Genomic DNA, 17,921 nt, shown 5'->3' with positions numbered 1-17,921 from the left:
ATCAGGCCTCCCGGCTACGGGCACACATCATCGTTGCTTCGCACACAACTTTACCGTCAACCAATGCAACCCCTTTAAAACGGGTCAGGCCACGGCGCGTTTTCTCGAAAGTAACTTCCATGATCATTTGATCGCCTGGCACGACAGGGCGCTTAAAGCGCGCTTCATCAATACCTGCGAAATAGTACAGTTCGCCAGGTTCCAGTTTTCCTACGCTTTTAAACGCGAGGATACCGGTGGCCTGCGCCATCGCTTCCAGAATCAGTACGCCAGGGAAAATGGGTTTACCCGGAAAGTGGCCCTGAAAGAAAGGCTCGTTAACGGATACATTTTTCACTGCGCGCAGAAAACGACCTTCTTCAAAATCCAGCACGCGGTCAACCAGCAGAAACGGGAAACGGTGCGGCAGAAGTTCTAAAATCTCTTCAATATGCAGAGTATGAGTGTTAGTAGTCAAAATACTCTTCCTGTCAAAATATACTAAAAGGCAATAATAACACGGCCTGTCGCAATCGTATGAATGGGACAGGCCGAAAAGTCAGACATGCGAGAAAGGTGCTTTAGTCTTGTTGATTAACCTTGCGCTCAATTGCTTTAAGACGCTTGCTCATATCATCAATATTCATCACCAGTGCAGCTGTTTTACGCCATACCTTGTTGGGTTGTAGCGGAATGCCTGAGGAGTAGACGCCAGGTTCAGTGATGGGACGCATCACCATACCCATGCCAGTTACCGTGACTTTGTCGCATATTTCCATATGCCCATTGATCACGCTGGCGCCGCCAATCATACAGTAACGGCCAATCTTCAGGCTACCCGCCATAATGACGCCACCGGCTACCGCCGTATTGTCGCCAATCACAACGTTATGCGCAATCTGGCACTGGTTATCAATGATAACACCATTGCCGATCACAGTATCGTCCAGAGCACCACGGTCAATAGTGGTACAAGCGCCGATCTCAACACGATCGCCGATAATCACGCGACCAAGCTGCGGGATCTTCACCCAGTTACCGCGATCGTTCGCGTAGCCGAATCCATCAGATCCAACGACAGTGCTGGATTGGATCAAGCAATTCTCACCGATCTGAATGTCGTGGTAAATCGTCACATTCGCCCACAAGCGTGAACCTGCACCGATTTTGGTATTTTTTCCGACGAAGCAGCCTGCGCCGATAACAACGTTATCACCCAGTTCTACGCCAGACTCAATGACCGCATTTGCGCCCACAGAGACATTATTACCCAGCTTCGCCGTCGCATCGATCGCTGCACTCGGTGCAATGTTTTGTGCGGGCTGCGGCGTGGTATCTAGAATTTGCGCCATACGAGCATAGGTCAGGTAGGGATTCTTCACTACCAGCGCTGCGCTCTTAGCAAAAGGAAGATCGTCCTGCGTCATCACAACGGCAGAGGCCTGGCATACGCCTAAGTGTTCACGGTACTTAGGATTCACCATGAACGTGATATTGCCAGTTTGCGCAGATTGCATGGACGCTACGCCGGTGATGACGATATCGCCATCACCGTGTAATTCTGCATCCAACTGCTCTGCTAAATCAGCCAGTCGAATTGAAGGCATTACTTATTTAACCTGTTTCAGTACGTCAGCGGTGATGTCTTTTACATCGCTGCTGTTGTATGCAACGGTGTTTGCGTCAACGACCAGATCGATGCTCTGGCTGTTAGCAACAGATTTCACAGCTGTCTGGATACGAGTAACCAGTTTGCCACGCTCTTCGTTGGAACGACGCGCACGATCCTGCTCAAAGGCCTGAGCTTTCTGAGAGAAAGTCTGACGCTGAGCCATGACGTCTTTTTCCAGCTTGGTACGATCGCTACCCGCTTTCATAGATTGCAGACGCTGCATTTTAGATTGCAGATCGGATTCCATACGCTGCAGTTCGCTGGCGCGGCCTTTGAACTCGTTTTCCAGCGTAGCAGAAACACCCGTCTTCTGTGCAACCTGTTGGAACAGGCTACCCATGTTGACGATTGCAATTTTGTCAGCAGCTTGTGCGGACGTTGCCATCGCTAAACCGAGACCTGCAGCTAATAACCACTTTTTCACAATTAACTCCTTACCATCCCATTTGCACCCGAAGGTGCAGTTCTTTGCGTGGCCAGGCGATCCCATGCAAGATCGCCTAAAGTCATCGCTACACTACCACTACATTCCTTTGCGAAGAACAATTACCAGGTTTTACCAATGTTAAACTGGAACTGTTCCGCTTTGTCTCCATCGTACTTCTTGAACGGCTGGGCGTAGGAGAAAACCAACGGCCCCAATGGGGACATCCATTGTAAAGCGATACCCGCTGACATACGGATATTGCTTGGATCACTGTAGTCAGGCACACCAATAGCGCGTGTTTGAGCGCTATCCTGCCAGTTAGTATCCCAAACGGTACCCATATCCCAGAAGAACGAGGTACGGACCGAGTTGGCATACTTGTCGCTGATAAACGGCGTTGGGGTAATAAACTCCAGGCTGGCGACAGCCATGGCGTTACCACCCACTGCGTCATCCGATTTACAGTCTTTACCATCGGTGTTGGAACACTCTTCGTAGTCACCATCATCGGAACCACTGGCGTAAGCACCGTTTTTATAAACTGCTTTAGGACCGATGGTATTCGACTGGAAACCACGCACGGTGCTGGAACCACCAGCATAGAAGTTCTCATAGAACGGCATTTCTTTACTGCCAATACCGTCGCCATAGCCTACCTTCGTACGCCCTAACACCACCCACTTGTGATCGTCATCGATCGGCACATAGGTCGCGGTATCCATCGACACTTTGTAGTATTCGTTATCAGAACCCGGGATGGTCACTTTGCCGTTCAGGTTGACGCGTGTACCGTCTGTTGGGAAGTACCCACGGTCCAGCTTGTTATATGTCCAACCATAGTTAAAGGTGAAGTCATCAGCGGCAAAGCTGTTGGTATTAGTCTCACCCATCGACTCAAGATAACGATCCATTGCAACCTGCGGCTGCATGTTGGACAGTTTGTTATGTACATAACCCAGACCCGCACGCAACGTGTTGTATTCGTTTACCGGGAAGCCAAGCGTTACGTCTGTACCATAACTTTTGTTGGTATAGTCGGACAGATCCGCATCATTCGCTTCAAAGTCGTTATAGAAGACGCGGCCACCGAGGCTCACACCATCAACGGTGAAGTACGGGTTGGTTACAGACAACTCAGTATAGGTCTGGTAGTCGTTTTTGGTGCCGTTGATCCCAACAGAATAACCGGTACCTAACCAGTTATCTTGCTGGACGCCAGCCTGGAAGCTCACGCCGCTCTCGGTACCGTATCCGACACCGAAGTTAAAGCTACCGGTGTTACGCTCTTTGACCTTGTAGACTACATCAACCTGATCCGGGCTGCCCGGTACACGCTGAGTATCGGTATCAACGGTTTCAAAGTAACCCAGACGATTCAGACGCTCTTTACCTTGATCGACCAGATCGCTGCCCAGCCAGGCACCTTCCATCTGGCGCATTTCGCGACGCAGAACGGAATCTTTAGAGGTGTCGTTACCTTCAAAACGAATCTTACGCACGTAGAAACGGTTACCCGCGTCCACGTTTACGCGCAATTTAACGGTTTTGTCAGCATCGTTGATTTCAGGCTGCGACTGTACGCGCGGATAGGCATAGCCATAGCGACCCAGAAGCTTCTTGATATCATCTTCCATTTTGGTCACTTTGGTGCCGTTATAGAGTTCGCCTGGCTCGATCTTCGTCAGGGTCTCAATTTCAGCGGAGTGTCCAGCCAGGTTACCGCTCACCTGTACCCCAGAAAGCTTGTACTGCTCGCCTTCAGTGATGTTAACGGTGATATAGATACCTTTTTTATCCGGCGTCAGGCTGACCTGAGTGGAATCGATGTTGAAGCGAGCATAACCGCGATCCAGATAGTAGCTGCGCAGGGTTTCAAGGTCGCCCGCCAGTTTCTGCTTCTGGTATTTACGATCGCCCACCACGTTCCACCACGGCACTTCGTCACGCAGTTGGAAGTGAGAGATCAGTTCGTCGGTCGTGAAGGCATGGTTGCCGACGATATTGATCTGTTGGATCTTCGCCGAAACACCTTCCTGGAAGACCAGCTTAAGGTCAACGCGGTTACGCGGCAACGGCGTTACCACCGCTTTCACACTGGCGCTGTACTTACCGACGCTATAGTAGAAATCTTCCAGGCCTTTTTCGATATCGGCAAGCGTGGTGCGATCCAGAGACTCGCCAACACGCACGCCAGACGCCTCGAGGTTTTGCTTCAGCATGTCATCTTTCACCGATTTGTTACCGGAGAAAGTGATGCTGGCAATCGTCGGACGTTCTTTTACCTGAACCAGAAGGGTATCACCATCGCGCAGGACGCGGACATCCTCAAAGTTACCGGTGGCGAACAGAGCACGAATGGTATTACTGATGTCTTCATCATTAACCGTGTCGCCTGTGCGCACCGGCATACTGAGGAGAGCCGCACCAACGGCGACTCGCTGTAGGCCTTCGAAATGAATGTCCTTCACTACGAACCCTTCAGCACCGTATACGGTGGCGCTGCTAAACAGCAGCGACGCTATGAGCAACTTTTTCATCGCCATCGTTATTATGCGTTCTTCCTAACACTCTCTTACAACCGAGAGAAATCATTGAAAAGTGCAAGCCCCATTAACAACACCAGCAAGATAGAGCCAATGCGATAACTAAAGTCTTGAACCCGCTCGGATACCGGACCGCCCTTCAGCTTTTCAATCGCCAGGAACAGCAGATGCCCCCCGTCAAGAACGGGCAACGGAAACAGGTTGATTATCCCTAAGTTCACGCTGATAAGCGCAAGGAACATCAGGTAATAAATAACCCCGAACTCCGCTGACATCCCAGCCCCCTGGGCGATAGAAATCGGCCCACTGAGGTTGTTCAGTTTTACATCACCGGTAATCAATTTTCCCAGCATACTGACCGTCAGCTTCATCAACTGCCACGTTTTATCCGAGGCTTCGAGGATAGCGCTGAATGGCCCATACTGGCGTACAGTCTTATACTCATCAGGCAGAGGAATAACTTTAGGCACCACGCCCGCAAAACCTTCTGCCTTCCCGTTAACCTGTTTTGAATCTGGGGTTAACGTTAAAGACAAGGAACTTCCTTGTCTTTCAATATCTAGCGCTAACGGCTTATCCGGATTATCGCGCACCAGCGTCACGAACGTCATCCATTGCGTCAGCGGCTGACCATTGACTTTAACGATCCTGTCGCCAGCTTGCAAACCCGCCTTACTTGCTGCGGAGTTAACCTGCACTTCTGACAACACCGATTCGATCTGCGGACCGCGCGGACGAATCCCTAAACTGGAGACGGGATCCTCTTTGTCTGGCTCAAATGCCCAATGGCGTAAATCCAGCGTTTTGTTTTGCTGCTGGTCGCTGCCAAACTGCGCCACGCTGAGAGTCGTATGCTCATCGCCGATTTTGGAGACCAGTTGCAATCGCACGGCATCCCAATCAGGGGTTTCGATACCATCAACCGCTTTTAGTTCCGTACCCGGCTGAATTTGCGCCTGTGCGGCAATCGAGTTGGGCGTTATTTCACCAACAACCGGACGAACGCCAGGGACACCGATGATAAACACCAGCCAGTAAGCGAAAATAGCAAAAAGGAAGTTTGCAATCGGACCTGCGGCGATGATGGCTGCGCGTTGTCCAACCGTTTTATTGTTGAAAGCGTAATGGCGCAGCTCCGGTGCGACCGGTTCAGCGCGCTCATCCAGCATTTTGACGTAACCGCCGAGGGGAATCAGGGCGATGACGTATTCCGTGCCTGATTTATCGGTACGCCGCCAAAGCGCTTTTCCAAAACCAATGGAAAAGCGTTCGACGCGGACTCCGCAGCGCCGCGCAACCCAGAAATGACCAAATTCATGCACGGTGATAAGCACACCAAGTGCGACAATGAATGCAGCCAGATTCCAGAGAATACTCAGCATAAGACCATCCGTTAGAGCGTCCTGAAGACCAGTAACAACAGGCAGGCAAAGACCGGTACCGCAGCCGTCAGGCTATCAATACGATCCAGAATACCGCCGTGCCCTGGAATTAAGTGACCACTGTCCTTAATACCTGCTTCACGCTTAAACATACTCTCGGTCAGATCACCCAACACGGAGGCCAGGGCTGCAACGATGGAGCAAATGAGCAAGGTGACAGGCGCAACCTCAAGATTCGCCCACATGCCATAACCCCATGAGATCACGGCCGCAGTGGCGAGTCCGCCAATAAAACCCTGCCAGGTTTTACCGGGAGAAACCTTCGGCGCCAGCTTATGTTTGCCAAACAGCTTACCAAACATATAGGCACCAGAGTCCGCTCCCCAGACGAGGATCATGACATACAGCAGCCATAGCGCGCCACTATAATGATTCTCATCATAGTGCCATGCACGTAGCGCCAGCATTCCCCAAAAGAACGGGACAATGGTTAACACGCCGAAAATTATGCGTAATGTTTTGGAATTACGCCAGACCGACGCAGAGCCGGGATAAAACAGCACCAGTAACAGCGCCACGACCCACCAGCCCAGCGACGCCCACAGCGATACTTCAACCAGCGGCTGATGAATATTGCGGTGGTATTCTGGCAGCAAAAATAGCATCAGTGCCAGCAGTAGCCCGCACAAAACCGCCAGCCAGACTCGCTGTGTACGCGTGGTAAAACCGCTTAACTGTCCCCATTCCCAGGCGGCCAACATACAGACGACCAGCGTGACAATGGCGAACCCCACCGGCGGCAGTAAAAACAACGCCGCGATGACAACGGGTATTAAAACAAAAGCAGAAATCAGGCGATACTTCAGCAAAAGCGACCCCCATCAGGCTTTTTCATCACCGGGTTCGGTGCCGCCGAAACGACGCTCACGATTAGCAAAGGCATGCAGCGCACCTTCAAAGTCTTGTTCATCGAAATCGGGCCAGAGAACATCCGTAAAGTAAAGTTCGGCATAGGCAATTTGCCACAACAGAAAATTACTAATTCGGTGCTCTCCCCCAGTCCTTATCACTAAATCCACAGGAGCCAGTTCATGCATACAAATTTGCTGCCCAAGCATCTCTTCATCGATTTGCTCTGGTCGCAGCAGACCTTCCTGCACCTGTTGTGCCAGTTGCCTGACTCCCTGGACTATATCCCACCGTCCACCGTAATTCGCTGCAATATTCAGCGTCAACCCGGTATTCTGGGCGGTAATCGCTTCTGATTTGCGAATCCGTTCTTGCAAACGAGAGTTAAATCGACTGATATCCCCGATAATACGCAGACGTACGTTATGGCGGTGTAGGTTTTTCACTTCACTATCAAGTGCCCACACAAACAACTCCATTAACGCGCTCACTTCCTGCGCAGGTCGGTTCCAGTTCTCACTGCTAAAGGCATACAGCGTCAACGCATCAATACCGTTATTGGCAGCAAAAGAGACAGCCCGGCGGACGGATTTAGCTCCGGCCTTATGCCCAAAGGCGCGAATCTTCCCTTGCTTTTTCGCCCAGCGGCCATTGCCATCCATGATGATTGCTACATGGCGACAACCATGTGCTGGCAAATTTTCGCTTAATGGTTTAGTTGCAGACAACATAACGCGTTTTTAGTCCCTGAAAGGATTTACGGTACTCAGGAATACTGAAGCCCATCCACAAAAAAGCCGTGTCAAACCACGGCTTACCCGACCGAAAAAAAGCCAATACCCGCGATCGAGTGGCGCAGACTATATCACTGAAGCCCAACGCTAACAAATAGCGCGATTCTCCGTAGAGGGATTATCATCAGCTTGAGAGTCGCATCACTTCTTTTCTGGCAACGTCCCGCGCGATGGCATCAACCTTCAGCACGTCATCAACGCTCTGCGGCTCCTGCAAATCCATCTTATCCAGTACGGATAAATTCAGATCAGCAATATCGGTAAATCGGATCTGCTGCGCCAGGAACGCGGCAACGGTAATTTCATTCGCAGCGTTCAATGCGGTCGTCGCCGCCTGCCCTTGCTCAAACGCGTCCATCGCCAGTTTCAGGCACGGATAACGCTGGTAATCAGGTGCGGAAAACGTCAACGCACTGAGTTGGCAAAAGTCGACAGGCTTAACGCCGGACGTCACACGTTCTGGCCATGCCATCGTATGGGCAATAGGTGTACGCATATCAGGTTCCCCCAACTGCGCCAGAACGCTACCGTCCTGATAACGAACCATCGAATGAATAACCGACTGCGGGTGAATCAGCACTTCCATCTGGCTTGCACTGGCATTAAATAGCCAACGCGCTTCAATGTATTCCAGACCTTTATTCATCATGGTGGCAGAATCGACAGAGATTTTTCGCCCCATCGACCAATTCGGATGACGACATGCCTGATCGGGGGTCATAGAAACCAGATCGGACAATGGCGTTTCACGGAAAGGGCCACCAGACCCGGTAAGCAGAACTGACATGACGCCGTTTTGCTCAAGGTCAGCGTATCCCAGATTGTGCTGGATAGGTTGCGGTAAACTCTGAAAAATCGCGTTATGTTCGCTATCTACCGGCAAAAGCTGCGCTTTATGGCGCCTTACGTCATCCATAAACAGGCGTCCGCAGGTCACCAGAGACTCTTTATTCGCCAGCAAAATGCTTTTGCTCGCACGAATTGCCGCCAGCGTCGGCAGCAAGCCCGCCGCGCCGACAATCGCCGCCATCACCTGATCAACATCGTCCAGCGCAGCCATATCACAGGCAGCCTGCTGTCCGCTCATAACCTCAGTGCGACTGCCCTGCTCGCGCAGAGCCGCTTTTACCAACGCAGCGCTTTTTTCATCGTCCATTACCGCATAGCGAGGAGAAAACTCCAGGCATTGCTCTACCATGCGGGCGACATTTTTACCCGCCACCAACGCAGCAACACGAAATTTTTCCGGGTTATGGCGTACTACATCCAGCGTACTGCAACCAATGGAACCGGTTGATCCCAGGATGGTTAATTGCTTCATGAGACATCCAGAAGAATTTTACCCTTTAAGGTATATAGACAGAAAAAAGCAAAACGCCGCCATCCAGCCTTCTCAGGCCTTCTAAGCGGCGTTTTAGCGTACAGGCGAATCAGAACTGCATCAGTTCCGTTTCTTTCTCTGCCAGCGCCGCATCAACTTTCTTGATCGCTGCGTCAGTCAGTTTCTGTACGTCGTCCTGAGAACGGCGATCGTCATCTTCGCTGATCTCTTTTTCTTTCAACAGCGCTTTCACTTTGTCGTTAGCATCGCGGCGAACGTTACGTACGGCAACGCGCGCGCCTTCAGCTTCGCCACGCACGATCTTGGTCAGATCTTTACGACGCTCTTCAGTCAGCGGCGGCAGCGGAACGCGGATGTCGGAACCCGCAGAGCTTGGATTCAGACCGAGGTCGGAAGCCATAATTGCTTTCTCAACAGCTGGACCCATAGAACGGTCGAACACGTTGATTTTCAGGGTACGGGAATCTTCAACCGTTACGCTTGCCAGCTGGCGCAGCGGGGTCGGCGTGCCGTAATATTCCACGACAATACCATCCAGCAGGCTAGGAGAAGCACGGCCCGTGCGAATTTTGCTGATTTGGTTTTTGAACGCTTCGACGCATTTGTCCATGCGTACTTCAGCATCTTTTCTGATATCGTTGATCACGTTACGAATCCTTGAAAGCTTGTTTCAGTCAGACCATACCCACCACGTAAGATGTGACAAGTATAGTCTTGATTAATTTTGAGGGACGTATCCCGCGACATTAAAGCGGAATATTACCTGCATTTAGCCGCAACGGGAATTATTCCGTGATTAACGTGCCTTCTTTTTCACCCATAACAACGCGGCGCAGTGCACCCGGTTTGTTCATGTTAAAGACACGAATCGGTAATTTGTGGTCACGAGCCAGCGTGAACGCCGCCAAATCCATTACTTTCAGCTCTTTATCCAGCACTTCAGCGTAGGTCAACTGTTCGTACATGGTCGCCGTTGGATCTTTAGCCGGGTCAGCTGTAAATACGCCGTCGACTTTGGTGGCTTTCAGTACTACATCCGCTTCAATTTCAATACCGCGCAGGCAGGCTGCAGAGTCGGTAGTGAAGAACGGATTACCGGTACCCGCAGACAAAATAACAACGCGGTTGTTACGCAGCAGGCTGATTGCTTCCGCCCAGCTGTAGTTATCACACACGCCGTTCAGAGGAATTGCGGACATCAAGCGAGCGTTCACATAGGCGCGGTGAAGCGCATCGCGCATCGCCAGACCGTTCATGACGGTGGCTAACATGCCCATGTGGTCGCCCACAACGCGGTTCATCCCTGCTTTCGCCAGACCAGCGCCACGGAACAGGTTACCACCACCAATCACTACGCCAACCTGGATACCCAGCTCAACCAGCTCTTTGATTTCCTGAGCCATACGGTCAAGGATGCTTGCATCAATACCGAAGCCTTCTGAACCTTGCAGGGCTTCGCCACTTAACTTAAGCAGAATACGTTTGTAGACGGGTTTTGCATTGGTAGCCATGTTTCTTTCCTGAGACTGTCAACGAATGAGATGAGTTAATTCCGGCGACATTGTATGTCGCTTTTCAGCATGACCACTATAGCGGTGCGCTGAATTTACAAGCCAGACACAAAAAGAAGCCGCCCTCAGGCGGCTTCTTTAAAAATTAAGACTGCTTGGACATCGCAGCAACTTCTGCTGCAAAGTCAGTCTCAACTTTCTCGATACCTTCACCCACTTCAAAGCGGATGAAGCCTGTTACGTCAGCGTTGTGCTCTTTCAGCAGCTGACCAACAGATTTGCTCGGATCCATAACGAAAGGCTGGCCAGTCAGAGAAACTTCGCCGGTGAATTTCTTCATGCGGCCTTCAACCATTTTCTCTGCGATTTCTTTCGGCTTACCAGACTGCATCGCGATGTCCAACTGAACCTGGTATTCTTTCTCTACCACTTCAGCAGAAACGTCTTCCGGCTTAACGAATTCTGGTTTGCTTGCAGCAACGTGCATTGCCAGCTGTTTAACCAGCTCTTCGTCAGCGCCAGTTGCAGCAACCAGAACACCGATACGAGCACCGTGCTGGTAGTTACCCAGAACTTCGCCTTCCAGGGAAGCAACGCGACGGATGTTGATGTTCTCACCGATTTTAGCAACCAGAGCAACACGTTCTTCTTCGAACTGCGCTTTCAGAACTTCAACGTCAGTGATTTTGCCAGCAACGGCAGCGTCCAGTACTTTGTCAGCAAATGCCTGGAAACCAGCATCTTTAGCAACGAAGTCAGTCTGGCAGTTAACTTCCAGAATGAAAGCGATGTTGCCGTCGATTTTGGTTTTGATTACGCCGTCAGCAGCAACGTTGCCTGCTTTTTTCGCCGCTTTGATTGCGCCGGACTTACGCATGTTTTCGATTGCCAGCTCGATGTCGCCATTAGCTTCAGTCAGTGCTTTTTTGCAATCCATCATGCCTGCGCCAGTACGCTCACGCAGCTCTTTTACCAGGGATGCGGTAATTTCAGCCATTCTAAAATCCTCGAAAGATTTGATCTGCCCGGCATGAAACCGCACAGATTTAAAAGTGAAAAAGGGGCCTAAAGGGCCCCTAACCAAACATGATACTACCTGGTTTATAAGGGCTCTTCCCCTTCATATTCCGAGCCGCAGGTGCGTTGCCTTCGCTCGCTCATCCCAGTCACTTACTTATGTAAGCTCCCGGGAATTCTCGAGCTTGCCGCCTTCCTGCAACTCGAACTATCTCAGGGAAGTTATCAAGCCTTATTATTCAGCTTCTACGAAGCTTTCTTCCGCCTGGGAAGCCAGATCCTGAGAACGGCCTTCACGAACGGTAGCAGCTACAGCGCCCAGGTACAGGGTCACAGCACGGATTGCGTCGTCGTTACCCGGGATAACGAAGTCAACACCGTCCGGATCAGAGTTGGTATCAACGATTGCAAATACTGGGATACCCAGGTTGTTTGCTTCTTTGATAGCAATGTGCTCGTGGTCAGCATCGATTACGAACAGAGCGTCCGGCAGACCGCCCATGTCTTTGATACCGCCCAGGCTGTTTTCCAGTTTCTCAAGCTCACGAGTACGCATCAGCGCTTCTTTCTTGGTCAGCTTTTCGAAAGTACCGTCCTGAGACTGAGTTTCCAGATCTTTCAGACGTTTGATGGACTGACGAACGGTTTTCCAGTTAGTCAGCATGCCGCCCAACCAGCGATGGTTCACGAAGAACTGGTCGCAGTTGTTAGCAGCTTCTTTCACCGCTTCGCTTGCAGCGCGTTTAGTACCAACGAAAAGGATTTTACCTTTACGAGCAGAGATCTTGTTCAGTTCAGCCAGAGCTTCGTTGAACATCGGTACAGTTTTCTCAAGGTTGATGATGTGAACTTTGTTACGCGCACCGAAGATGAACGGCTTCATTTTCGGGTTCCAGTAACGGGTCTGGTGACCAAAGTGAACACCAGCCTTGAGCATGTCGCGCATGGAAACAGTTGCCATGATTAAAACCTCTATATATAAAAGTTGGGGTTAAGCCTCCACGCATCCCATATTACCGACCCCAAAGGGCACCCCGGAATATGTGCCGATACGTGTGTGTTGTTACACAAAGTGAGATTTGTCGCTCCCGTCCATCGTGTGTAGTCTTCGAATGGATCGGAAGTCCGGCGCGCTTTATACCACAAATACGCCACCGACACCAATAATTGTTGGTGGCCTGTGCTGTATTGAACAATGAATTTCGTGTTACAGACGGGCGGCAAATTTTTGAATCCCCGGGAGCTTACGACCAGTAAGTGACTGTGGTAAAAAAATGTAGCCAACGCATCTGTGGCACGAAAGGCGAAGTTCAGAATGATTCTCAATTTGGCAGCATGTACGCGGGACTGATACCATTGACAGCACTTACACAATTATTGTCGAAATAATCGACACTGATGGACAGAATTCATGGCTATCTCAATCAAGACCCCTGAAGAAATCGAAAAAATGCGCGTCGCTGGCCGCCTGGCCGCCGATGTTCTGGAAATGATCGAACCGTTTGTTAAACCGGGCGTCAGCACCGGCGAGCTGGATCGCATCTGTAATGACTACATCGTGAACGAGCAGCAGGCCATTTCCGCATGCCTGGGCTATCACGGTTATCCGAAATCCGTGTGCATCTCTATTAATGAAGTGGTGTGCCACGGGATCCCGGACGACGCCAAGCTCCTGAAAGACGGCGATATCGTCAACATCGACGTCACCGTAATTAAAGACGAGTACCACGGTGACACCTCGAAAATGTTCATCGTTGGCAAACCAACCATTCTGGGCGAGCGTCTGTGCCGCGTCACGCAGGAAAGCCTGTACCTGGCGCTGCGGATGGTAAAACCGGGGATCCGCTTACGCACGCTGGGCGCTGCGATTCAGAAATACGCGGAAGGCGAAGGTTTCTCTGTAGTCCGCGAATACTGCGGTCATGGTATTGGTCGCGGCTTCCATGAAGAGCCGCAGGTTCTGCACTACGATGCAGACGACGGCGGTGTGGTCCTGCAGCCTGGCATGACCTTCACCGTAGAGCCGATGCTGAATGCCGGTGATTACCGTATCCGCACCATGAAAGACGGCTGGACGGTGAAAACCAAGGACCGGAGCTTGTCTGCTCAGTACGAGCATACTATTGTGGTGACGGAAAACGGCTGTGAAATTCTGACGCTGCGCAAGGATGACACCATCCCGGCAATCATCACGCACGGCGAATAATGTTTTGCCTGATGGCGCTGTCGCTTATCAGGCCTACAAATAGCACTCTCCCGTAGGCCGGATAAGCGTAAGCGTCATCCGGCTTTTTGATGGGTGGTAACAATGAATACTCTTCCTGAACAGCACGCAAATACGGCCCTCCCCACCCTGCCTGGCCAACCGCAAAACCCCGGAACCTGGCCACAGCACGATCTCAACTGCCCCGGCATTAAAGCGCATATCGACACGTTCCAGAGCTGGTTAGGTGAAGCGTTTGACAGTGGAATCTCCGCAGAACAACTGATTGAAGCCCGTACCGAATTTATTGATCAGTTGCTTCAGCGTTTGTGGATTGAAGCTGGTTTCGGTCAGATTGCCGACCTGGCGCTGGTTGCCGTTGGCGGCTACGGACGCGGCGAACTGCATCCGCTTTCCGACATCGACTTGTTGATCCTGAGTCGTAAAAAGCTACCTGACGCGCAGGCCGAAAAAGTCGGTGAGCTGTTAACGCTGCTATGGGACGTGAGGCTGGAAGTGGGTCACAGCGTACGTACGCTGGAAGAGTGTCTGTTGGAAGGATTGTCAGATTTAACCGTCGCCACCAACCTAATTGAAACACGTCTGCTGATTGGCGACGTCGCGCTGTTTCTTGAACTACAAAAGCATATTTTTAGCGAAGGTTTCTGGCCGTCCGATAAATTTTACGCCGCCAAGGTGGAAGAGCAAAATCAGCGCCACCAGCGCTATCATGGTACCAGCTACAACCTGGAGCCGGATATCAAAAGCAGCCCCGGCGGCCTGCGCGATATTCATACCCTGCAGTGGGTGGCCCGCCGCCATTTTGGCGCCACCTCGCTGGACGAAATGGTCGGTTTCGGCTTTTTGACGCTGGCAGAACGTGCCGAGCTGAATGAATGTTTGCATATCCTGTGGCGCATTCGTTTTGCCCTGCATCTGGTCGTTAGTCGTTACGACAACCGTCTGCTGTTTGACCGTCAGCTCAGCGTGGCGCAACGCCTGAACTACGGCGGCGAAGGAAACGAGCCGATTGAGCGGATGATGAAAGACTATTTCCGCGTCACCCGACGGGTCAGCGAGCTGAACCACATGCTGTTGCAGCTGTTTGACGAGGCGATCCTCGCCATGCCCGCTGATGAAAAGCCGCGCCCGATTGATGACGACTTTCAACTGCGCGGCACGTTGATTGATCTGCGCAACGACGACCTGTTTATCCGCAAACCCGAAGCGATACTGCGGATGTTTTACATCATGGTGCGTAACAGCGCGATCAGCGGGATTTACTCCACCACGCTGCGCCATTTGCGTCATGCCCGCCGTCATTTGACCCAGCCGCTGTGCTACATCCCGGAAGCGCGTTCGCTGTTTCTCAGCATGTTACGCCATCCGGGCGCGGTGAGTCGCGGCCTGCTGCCAATGCATCGCCACAGCGTGTTGTGGGCTTATATGCCGCAATGGTCGCATATTGTCGGCCAAATGCAGTTTGACCTGTTTCATGCCTATACGGTGGATGAGCACACCATCCGCGTAATGCTCAAGCTGGAAAGTTTCGCCAATGAAGACACCCGCCAGCGCCACCCGCTTTGTGTGGATCTGTGGCCACGCCTGCGACAGCCTGAATTGATTCTGATTGCCGCGTTGTTCCACGATATCGCCAAAGGACGCGGCGGCGATCACTCGGTACTTGGCGCTCAGGACGTACTCAAATTCGCTGAACTGCACGGTCTGAACTCCCGCGAAACGCAGCTGATCGTGTGGCTGGTGCGCCAGCATTTGCTGATGTCGGTTACCGCTCAGCGCCGCGATATTCAGGATCCCGAAGTCATTAAGCAATTCGCCGAAGAGGTGCAAACGGAGCATCGTCTGCGCTTTCTGGTGTGCCTGACCGTCGCGGATATTTGCGCCACCAACGAAACGCTATGGAATAGCTGGAAGCAAAGCCTGTTGCGCGAGCTGTACTTCGCCACGGAAAAACAGTTGCGCCGTGGAATGCAAAACACGCCGGATATGCGTGAGCGCGTACGCCATCATCAGCTCCAGGCGCTGGCGCTACTGCGCATGGACAACATTGATGAAGAAGCACTGCACCATATCTGGTCACGCTGTCGCGCCAACTATTTCGTGCGCCACAGCCCAAATCAGCTGGCCTGGCATGCGCGTCATCTGCTGCAACATGATCTCAGCAAGCCGCTGATCCTGCTCAGTCCGCAGGCCACCCGCGGCGGGACGGAGATTTTCATCTGGAGCCCTGACCGCCCTTACCTGTTTGCCGCCGTCTGCGCCGAGCTGGACCGGCGTAATCTTAGCGTCCACGACGCGCAGATTTTCACTACCCGCGATGGGATGGCAATGGATACGTTCATTGTGCTGGAACCGGACGGCAGTCCGCTGTCGTCAGACCGACACGAAGCGATCCGTTTTGGGCTGGAACAGGCGATCACCCAGCGTAGCTGGCAGCCGCCGCAACCGCGTCGCCAGCCGGCAAAATTACGCCACTTTACCGTCGATACCGAGGTCACCTTTCTGCCGACCCATACCGACCGAAAATCATTCCTTGAGCTTATCGCTCTCGACCAGCCCGGACTGCTGGCGCGGGTCGGGCAGATTTTTGCCGATCTTGGAATTTCGCTGCATGGCGCCAGAATTACAACCATTGGCGAGCGAGTAGAAGATTTATTCATAATCGCCACCGCCGACCGGCGCGCCCTTAATAATGAGCTGCAGCAGGAAGTACATCAACGGTTGACAGAGGCCCTCAATCCAAACGATAAAGGGTAATGTTTTTATTTATTATGGAAAGAGTTTAACAATGCAGCAGTTACAGAACGTTATTGAGTCCGCTTTCGAGCGCCGTGCCGACATTACTCCGGCAAATGTAGATACCGTAACCCGCGAAGCGGTGAATCAGGTTATTTCCTTACTGGATTCCGGTGCACTGCGCGTCGCAGAAAAGATTGAGGGTCAGTGGGTCACGCATCAGTGGCTGAAAAAGGCGGTCCTGCTCTCTTTCCGTATTAACGATAATCAGGTGATCGAGGGTGCGGAAAGCCGTTACTTCGATAAAGTGCCGATGAAATTCGCCAACTACGACGAAGCGCGCTTCCAGAAAGAAGGTTTCCGAGTGGTTCCGCCAGCGGCCGTTCGCCAGGGTGCGTTTATCGCCCGCAACACCGTGCTGATGCCGTCTTATGTGAACATCGGCGCTTATGTTGATGAAGGTACGATGGTTGATACCTGGGCGACCGTGGGTTCCTGCGCGCAAATCGGTAAAAACGTACACCTGTCCGGCGGCGTGGGTATCGGCGGCGTACTGGAGCCGTTACAGGCTAACCCGACCATCATCGAAGACAACTGCTTCATCGGCGCACGTTCTGAAGTGGTTGAAGGCGTGATCGTCGAAGAAGGCTCCGTTATTTCCATGGGCGTGTACATCGGCCAGAGCACCCGTATTTACGATCGCGAAACCGGCGAAGTACATTATGGCCGCGTTCCGGCAGGCTCCGTGGTTGTTTCCGGCAACCTGCCGTCGAAAGATGGCAAATACAGCCTGTACTGCGCGGTGATTGTGAAGAAAGTTGATGCCAAAACGCGTGGCAAAGTGGGAATCAACGAACTGTTACGCACCATCGACTAACAGTGATTTGAAAAAGCGGGCTTAGCCCGCTTTTTTTACATCTGCGAGTGGCATAAACAAGGCTTTTCGTTAATTATTCAATGGTTATAGTGAGCTTAAGGGTACCGCTATGTATGACAATCTGAAAAGTCTGGGCATTACTAATCCTGAAGAAATCGATCGTTACAGCCTGCGGCAAGAAGCCAACAACGATATCCTGAAAATCTATTTCCAGAAGGATAAAGGCGAGTTTTTTGCCAAGAGCGTGAAGTTCAAATATCCCCGTCAGCGTAAAACGGTTGTCGCCGATGGCGTCGGCCAGGGTTACAAAGAAGTGCAGGAGATCAGTCCCAACCTGCGCTACGTGATCGACGAACTGGATCAGATCTGCCAGCGCGATCGCAGCGAAGTCGATCTTAAACGCAAGATCCTCGATGATTTACGTCATCTGGAAAGCGTTGTGACCAATAAGATCAGCGAGATTGAAGCCGATCTGGAAAAACTAACGCGTAAATAAGCCGTTTGTTGC

The 17,921-nt window shown here is 51.8% G+C and carries 16 protein-coding genes; 4 read left to right on the top strand and 12 right to left on the bottom strand.

Features of this window, described 5'->3' with window-relative positions:
* Nucleotide 1: 1 nt before the first annotated feature.
* The 12 genes from fabZ to rpsB form a co-directional block, all read right to left on the bottom strand.
* Nucleotides 2-457, bottom strand: a complete 456-nt coding sequence (gene fabZ / locus E1B03_RS05395) for a 3-hydroxyacyl-ACP dehydratase FabZ (protein ID WP_003018528.1) — start codon at nucleotides 455-457, stop codon at nucleotides 2-4.
* Between the two features lie 103 nt (nucleotides 458-560).
* A complete protein-coding gene (lpxD, locus tag E1B03_RS05390; protein ID WP_006686790.1) occupies nucleotides 561-1,586 on the bottom strand; it encodes a UDP-3-O-(3-hydroxymyristoyl)glucosamine N-acyltransferase in 1,026 nt (341 codons plus the stop codon).
* Between the two features lie 3 nt (nucleotides 1,587-1,589).
* On the bottom strand, nucleotides 1,590-2,075 hold the full coding sequence (gene skp / locus E1B03_RS05385; protein WP_016151765.1) for a molecular chaperone Skp: 486 nt from the start codon (nucleotides 2,073-2,075) through the stop codon (nucleotides 1,590-1,592).
* A gap of 122 nt (nucleotides 2,076-2,197) precedes the next feature.
* On the bottom strand, nucleotides 2,198-4,621 hold the full coding sequence (gene bamA / locus E1B03_RS05380; protein WP_103768343.1) for an outer membrane protein assembly factor BamA: 2,424 nt from the start codon (nucleotides 4,619-4,621) through the stop codon (nucleotides 2,198-2,200).
* A 29-nt stretch (nucleotides 4,622-4,650) separates the two neighbouring features.
* Entirely contained in the window at nucleotides 4,651-6,003 is a 1,353-nt protein-coding gene (gene rseP, locus E1B03_RS05375; protein WP_103768344.1) for a sigma E protease regulator RseP, read from the bottom strand.
* 11 nt (nucleotides 6,004-6,014) lie between these two features.
* Nucleotides 6,015-6,872, bottom strand: a complete 858-nt coding sequence (cdsA, locus tag E1B03_RS05370; protein ID WP_003018541.1) for a phosphatidate cytidylyltransferase — start codon at nucleotides 6,870-6,872, stop codon at nucleotides 6,015-6,017.
* Between the two features lie 12 nt (nucleotides 6,873-6,884).
* On the bottom strand, nucleotides 6,885-7,643 hold the full coding sequence (gene ispU / locus E1B03_RS05365) for a (2E,6E)-farnesyl-diphosphate-specific ditrans,polycis-undecaprenyl-diphosphate synthase (RefSeq protein WP_103768345.1): 759 nt from the start codon (nucleotides 7,641-7,643) through the stop codon (nucleotides 6,885-6,887).
* Between the two features lie 187 nt (nucleotides 7,644-7,830).
* Nucleotides 7,831-9,027 (bottom strand): 1-deoxy-D-xylulose-5-phosphate reductoisomerase, encoded by a 1,197-nt coding sequence (ispC, locus tag E1B03_RS05360; RefSeq protein ID WP_103768346.1) that lies wholly within the window; start codon nucleotides 9,025-9,027, stop codon nucleotides 7,831-7,833.
* Between the two features lie 109 nt (nucleotides 9,028-9,136).
* On the bottom strand, nucleotides 9,137-9,694 hold the full coding sequence (gene frr / locus E1B03_RS05355) for a ribosome recycling factor (RefSeq protein ID WP_016151760.1): 558 nt from the start codon (nucleotides 9,692-9,694) through the stop codon (nucleotides 9,137-9,139).
* A 139-nt stretch (nucleotides 9,695-9,833) separates the two neighbouring features.
* Complete coding sequence (gene pyrH, locus E1B03_RS05350) at nucleotides 9,834-10,559, bottom strand: UMP kinase (protein WP_005132114.1); 726 nt, start codon at nucleotides 10,557-10,559, stop codon at nucleotides 9,834-9,836.
* A 145-nt stretch (nucleotides 10,560-10,704) separates the two neighbouring features.
* Nucleotides 10,705-11,556, bottom strand: a complete 852-nt coding sequence (gene tsf, locus E1B03_RS05345) for a translation elongation factor Ts (protein WP_016151759.1) — start codon at nucleotides 11,554-11,556, stop codon at nucleotides 10,705-10,707.
* Nucleotides 11,557-11,811: 255 nt separating this feature from the next.
* Nucleotides 11,812-12,537 carry a 30S ribosomal protein S2 gene (gene rpsB, locus E1B03_RS05340; RefSeq protein WP_103768347.1) on the bottom strand — a complete coding sequence of 242 codons (726 nt, stop codon included), beginning with the start codon at nucleotides 12,535-12,537 and terminating at the stop codon, nucleotides 11,812-11,814.
* A gap of 450 nt (nucleotides 12,538-12,987) precedes the next feature.
* Here rpsB and map point away from each other — a divergent pair, with 450 nt between their 5' ends.
* The 4 genes from map to E1B03_RS05320 all read left to right on the top strand — a co-directional run bounded on the left by map (nucleotide 12,988) and on the right by E1B03_RS05320 (nucleotide 17,909).
* On the top strand, nucleotides 12,988-13,782 hold the full coding sequence (gene map / locus E1B03_RS05335) for a type I methionyl aminopeptidase (RefSeq protein ID WP_003018555.1): 795 nt from the start codon (nucleotides 12,988-12,990) through the stop codon (nucleotides 13,780-13,782).
* 102 nt (nucleotides 13,783-13,884) lie between these two features.
* Nucleotides 13,885-16,557, top strand: coding sequence for a bifunctional uridylyltransferase/uridylyl-removing protein GlnD (gene glnD, locus E1B03_RS05330; protein WP_103768348.1), 2,673 nt, complete (start codon nucleotides 13,885-13,887; stop codon nucleotides 16,555-16,557).
* Between the two features lie 31 nt (nucleotides 16,558-16,588).
* On the top strand, nucleotides 16,589-17,413 hold the full coding sequence (gene dapD, locus E1B03_RS05325) for a 2,3,4,5-tetrahydropyridine-2,6-dicarboxylate N-succinyltransferase (protein WP_003829186.1): 825 nt from the start codon (nucleotides 16,589-16,591) through the stop codon (nucleotides 17,411-17,413).
* 109 nt (nucleotides 17,414-17,522) lie between these two features.
* A complete protein-coding gene (locus tag E1B03_RS05320) occupies nucleotides 17,523-17,909 on the top strand; it encodes a DUF3461 family protein (protein ID WP_003018562.1) in 387 nt (128 codons plus the stop codon).
* Nucleotides 17,910-17,921 lie beyond the last annotated feature (12 nt).

The organism is Citrobacter arsenatis (assembly GCF_004353845.1).
Lineage (GTDB): Bacteria > Pseudomonadota > Gammaproteobacteria > Enterobacterales > Enterobacteriaceae > Citrobacter > Citrobacter arsenatis.
Note: the sequence above shows the minus strand (reverse complement) of the source record. Positions and strands in the feature narration are given on the sequence as shown.

Coding starts and splice junctions, on each gene's coding strand:
- lpxD (WP_006686790.1), bottom strand. CDS start 1,586: ATGCCTTCAATTCGACTGGCTGATTTAGCAGAGCAGTTGGATGCAGAA.
- bamA (WP_103768343.1), bottom strand. CDS start 4,621: ATGGCGATGAAAAAGTTGCTCATAGCGTCGCTGCTGTTTAGCAGCGCC.
- rseP (WP_103768344.1), bottom strand. CDS start 6,003: ATGCTGAGTATTCTCTGGAATCTGGCTGCATTCATTGTCGCACTTGGT.
- ispU (WP_103768345.1), bottom strand. CDS start 7,643: ATGTTGTCTGCAACTAAACCATTAAGCGAAAATTTGCCAGCACATGGT.
- ispC (WP_103768346.1), bottom strand. CDS start 9,027: ATGAAGCAATTAACCATCCTGGGATCAACCGGTTCCATTGGTTGCAGT.
- pyrH (WP_005132114.1), bottom strand. CDS start 10,559: ATGGCTACCAATGCAAAACCCGTCTACAAACGTATTCTGCTTAAGTTA.
- tsf (WP_016151759.1), bottom strand. CDS start 11,556: ATGGCTGAAATTACCGCATCCCTGGTAAAAGAGCTGCGTGAGCGTACT.
- rpsB (WP_103768347.1), bottom strand. CDS start 12,537: ATGGCAACTGTTTCCATGCGCGACATGCTCAAGGCTGGTGTTCACTTT.
- map (WP_003018555.1), top strand. CDS start 12,988: ATGGCTATCTCAATCAAGACCCCTGAAGAAATCGAAAAAATGCGCGTC.
- glnD (WP_103768348.1), top strand. CDS start 13,885: ATGAATACTCTTCCTGAACAGCACGCAAATACGGCCCTCCCCACCCTG.
- dapD (WP_003829186.1), top strand. CDS start 16,589: ATGCAGCAGTTACAGAACGTTATTGAGTCCGCTTTCGAGCGCCGTGCC.
- E1B03_RS05320 (WP_003018562.1), top strand. CDS start 17,523: ATGTATGACAATCTGAAAAGTCTGGGCATTACTAATCCTGAAGAAATC.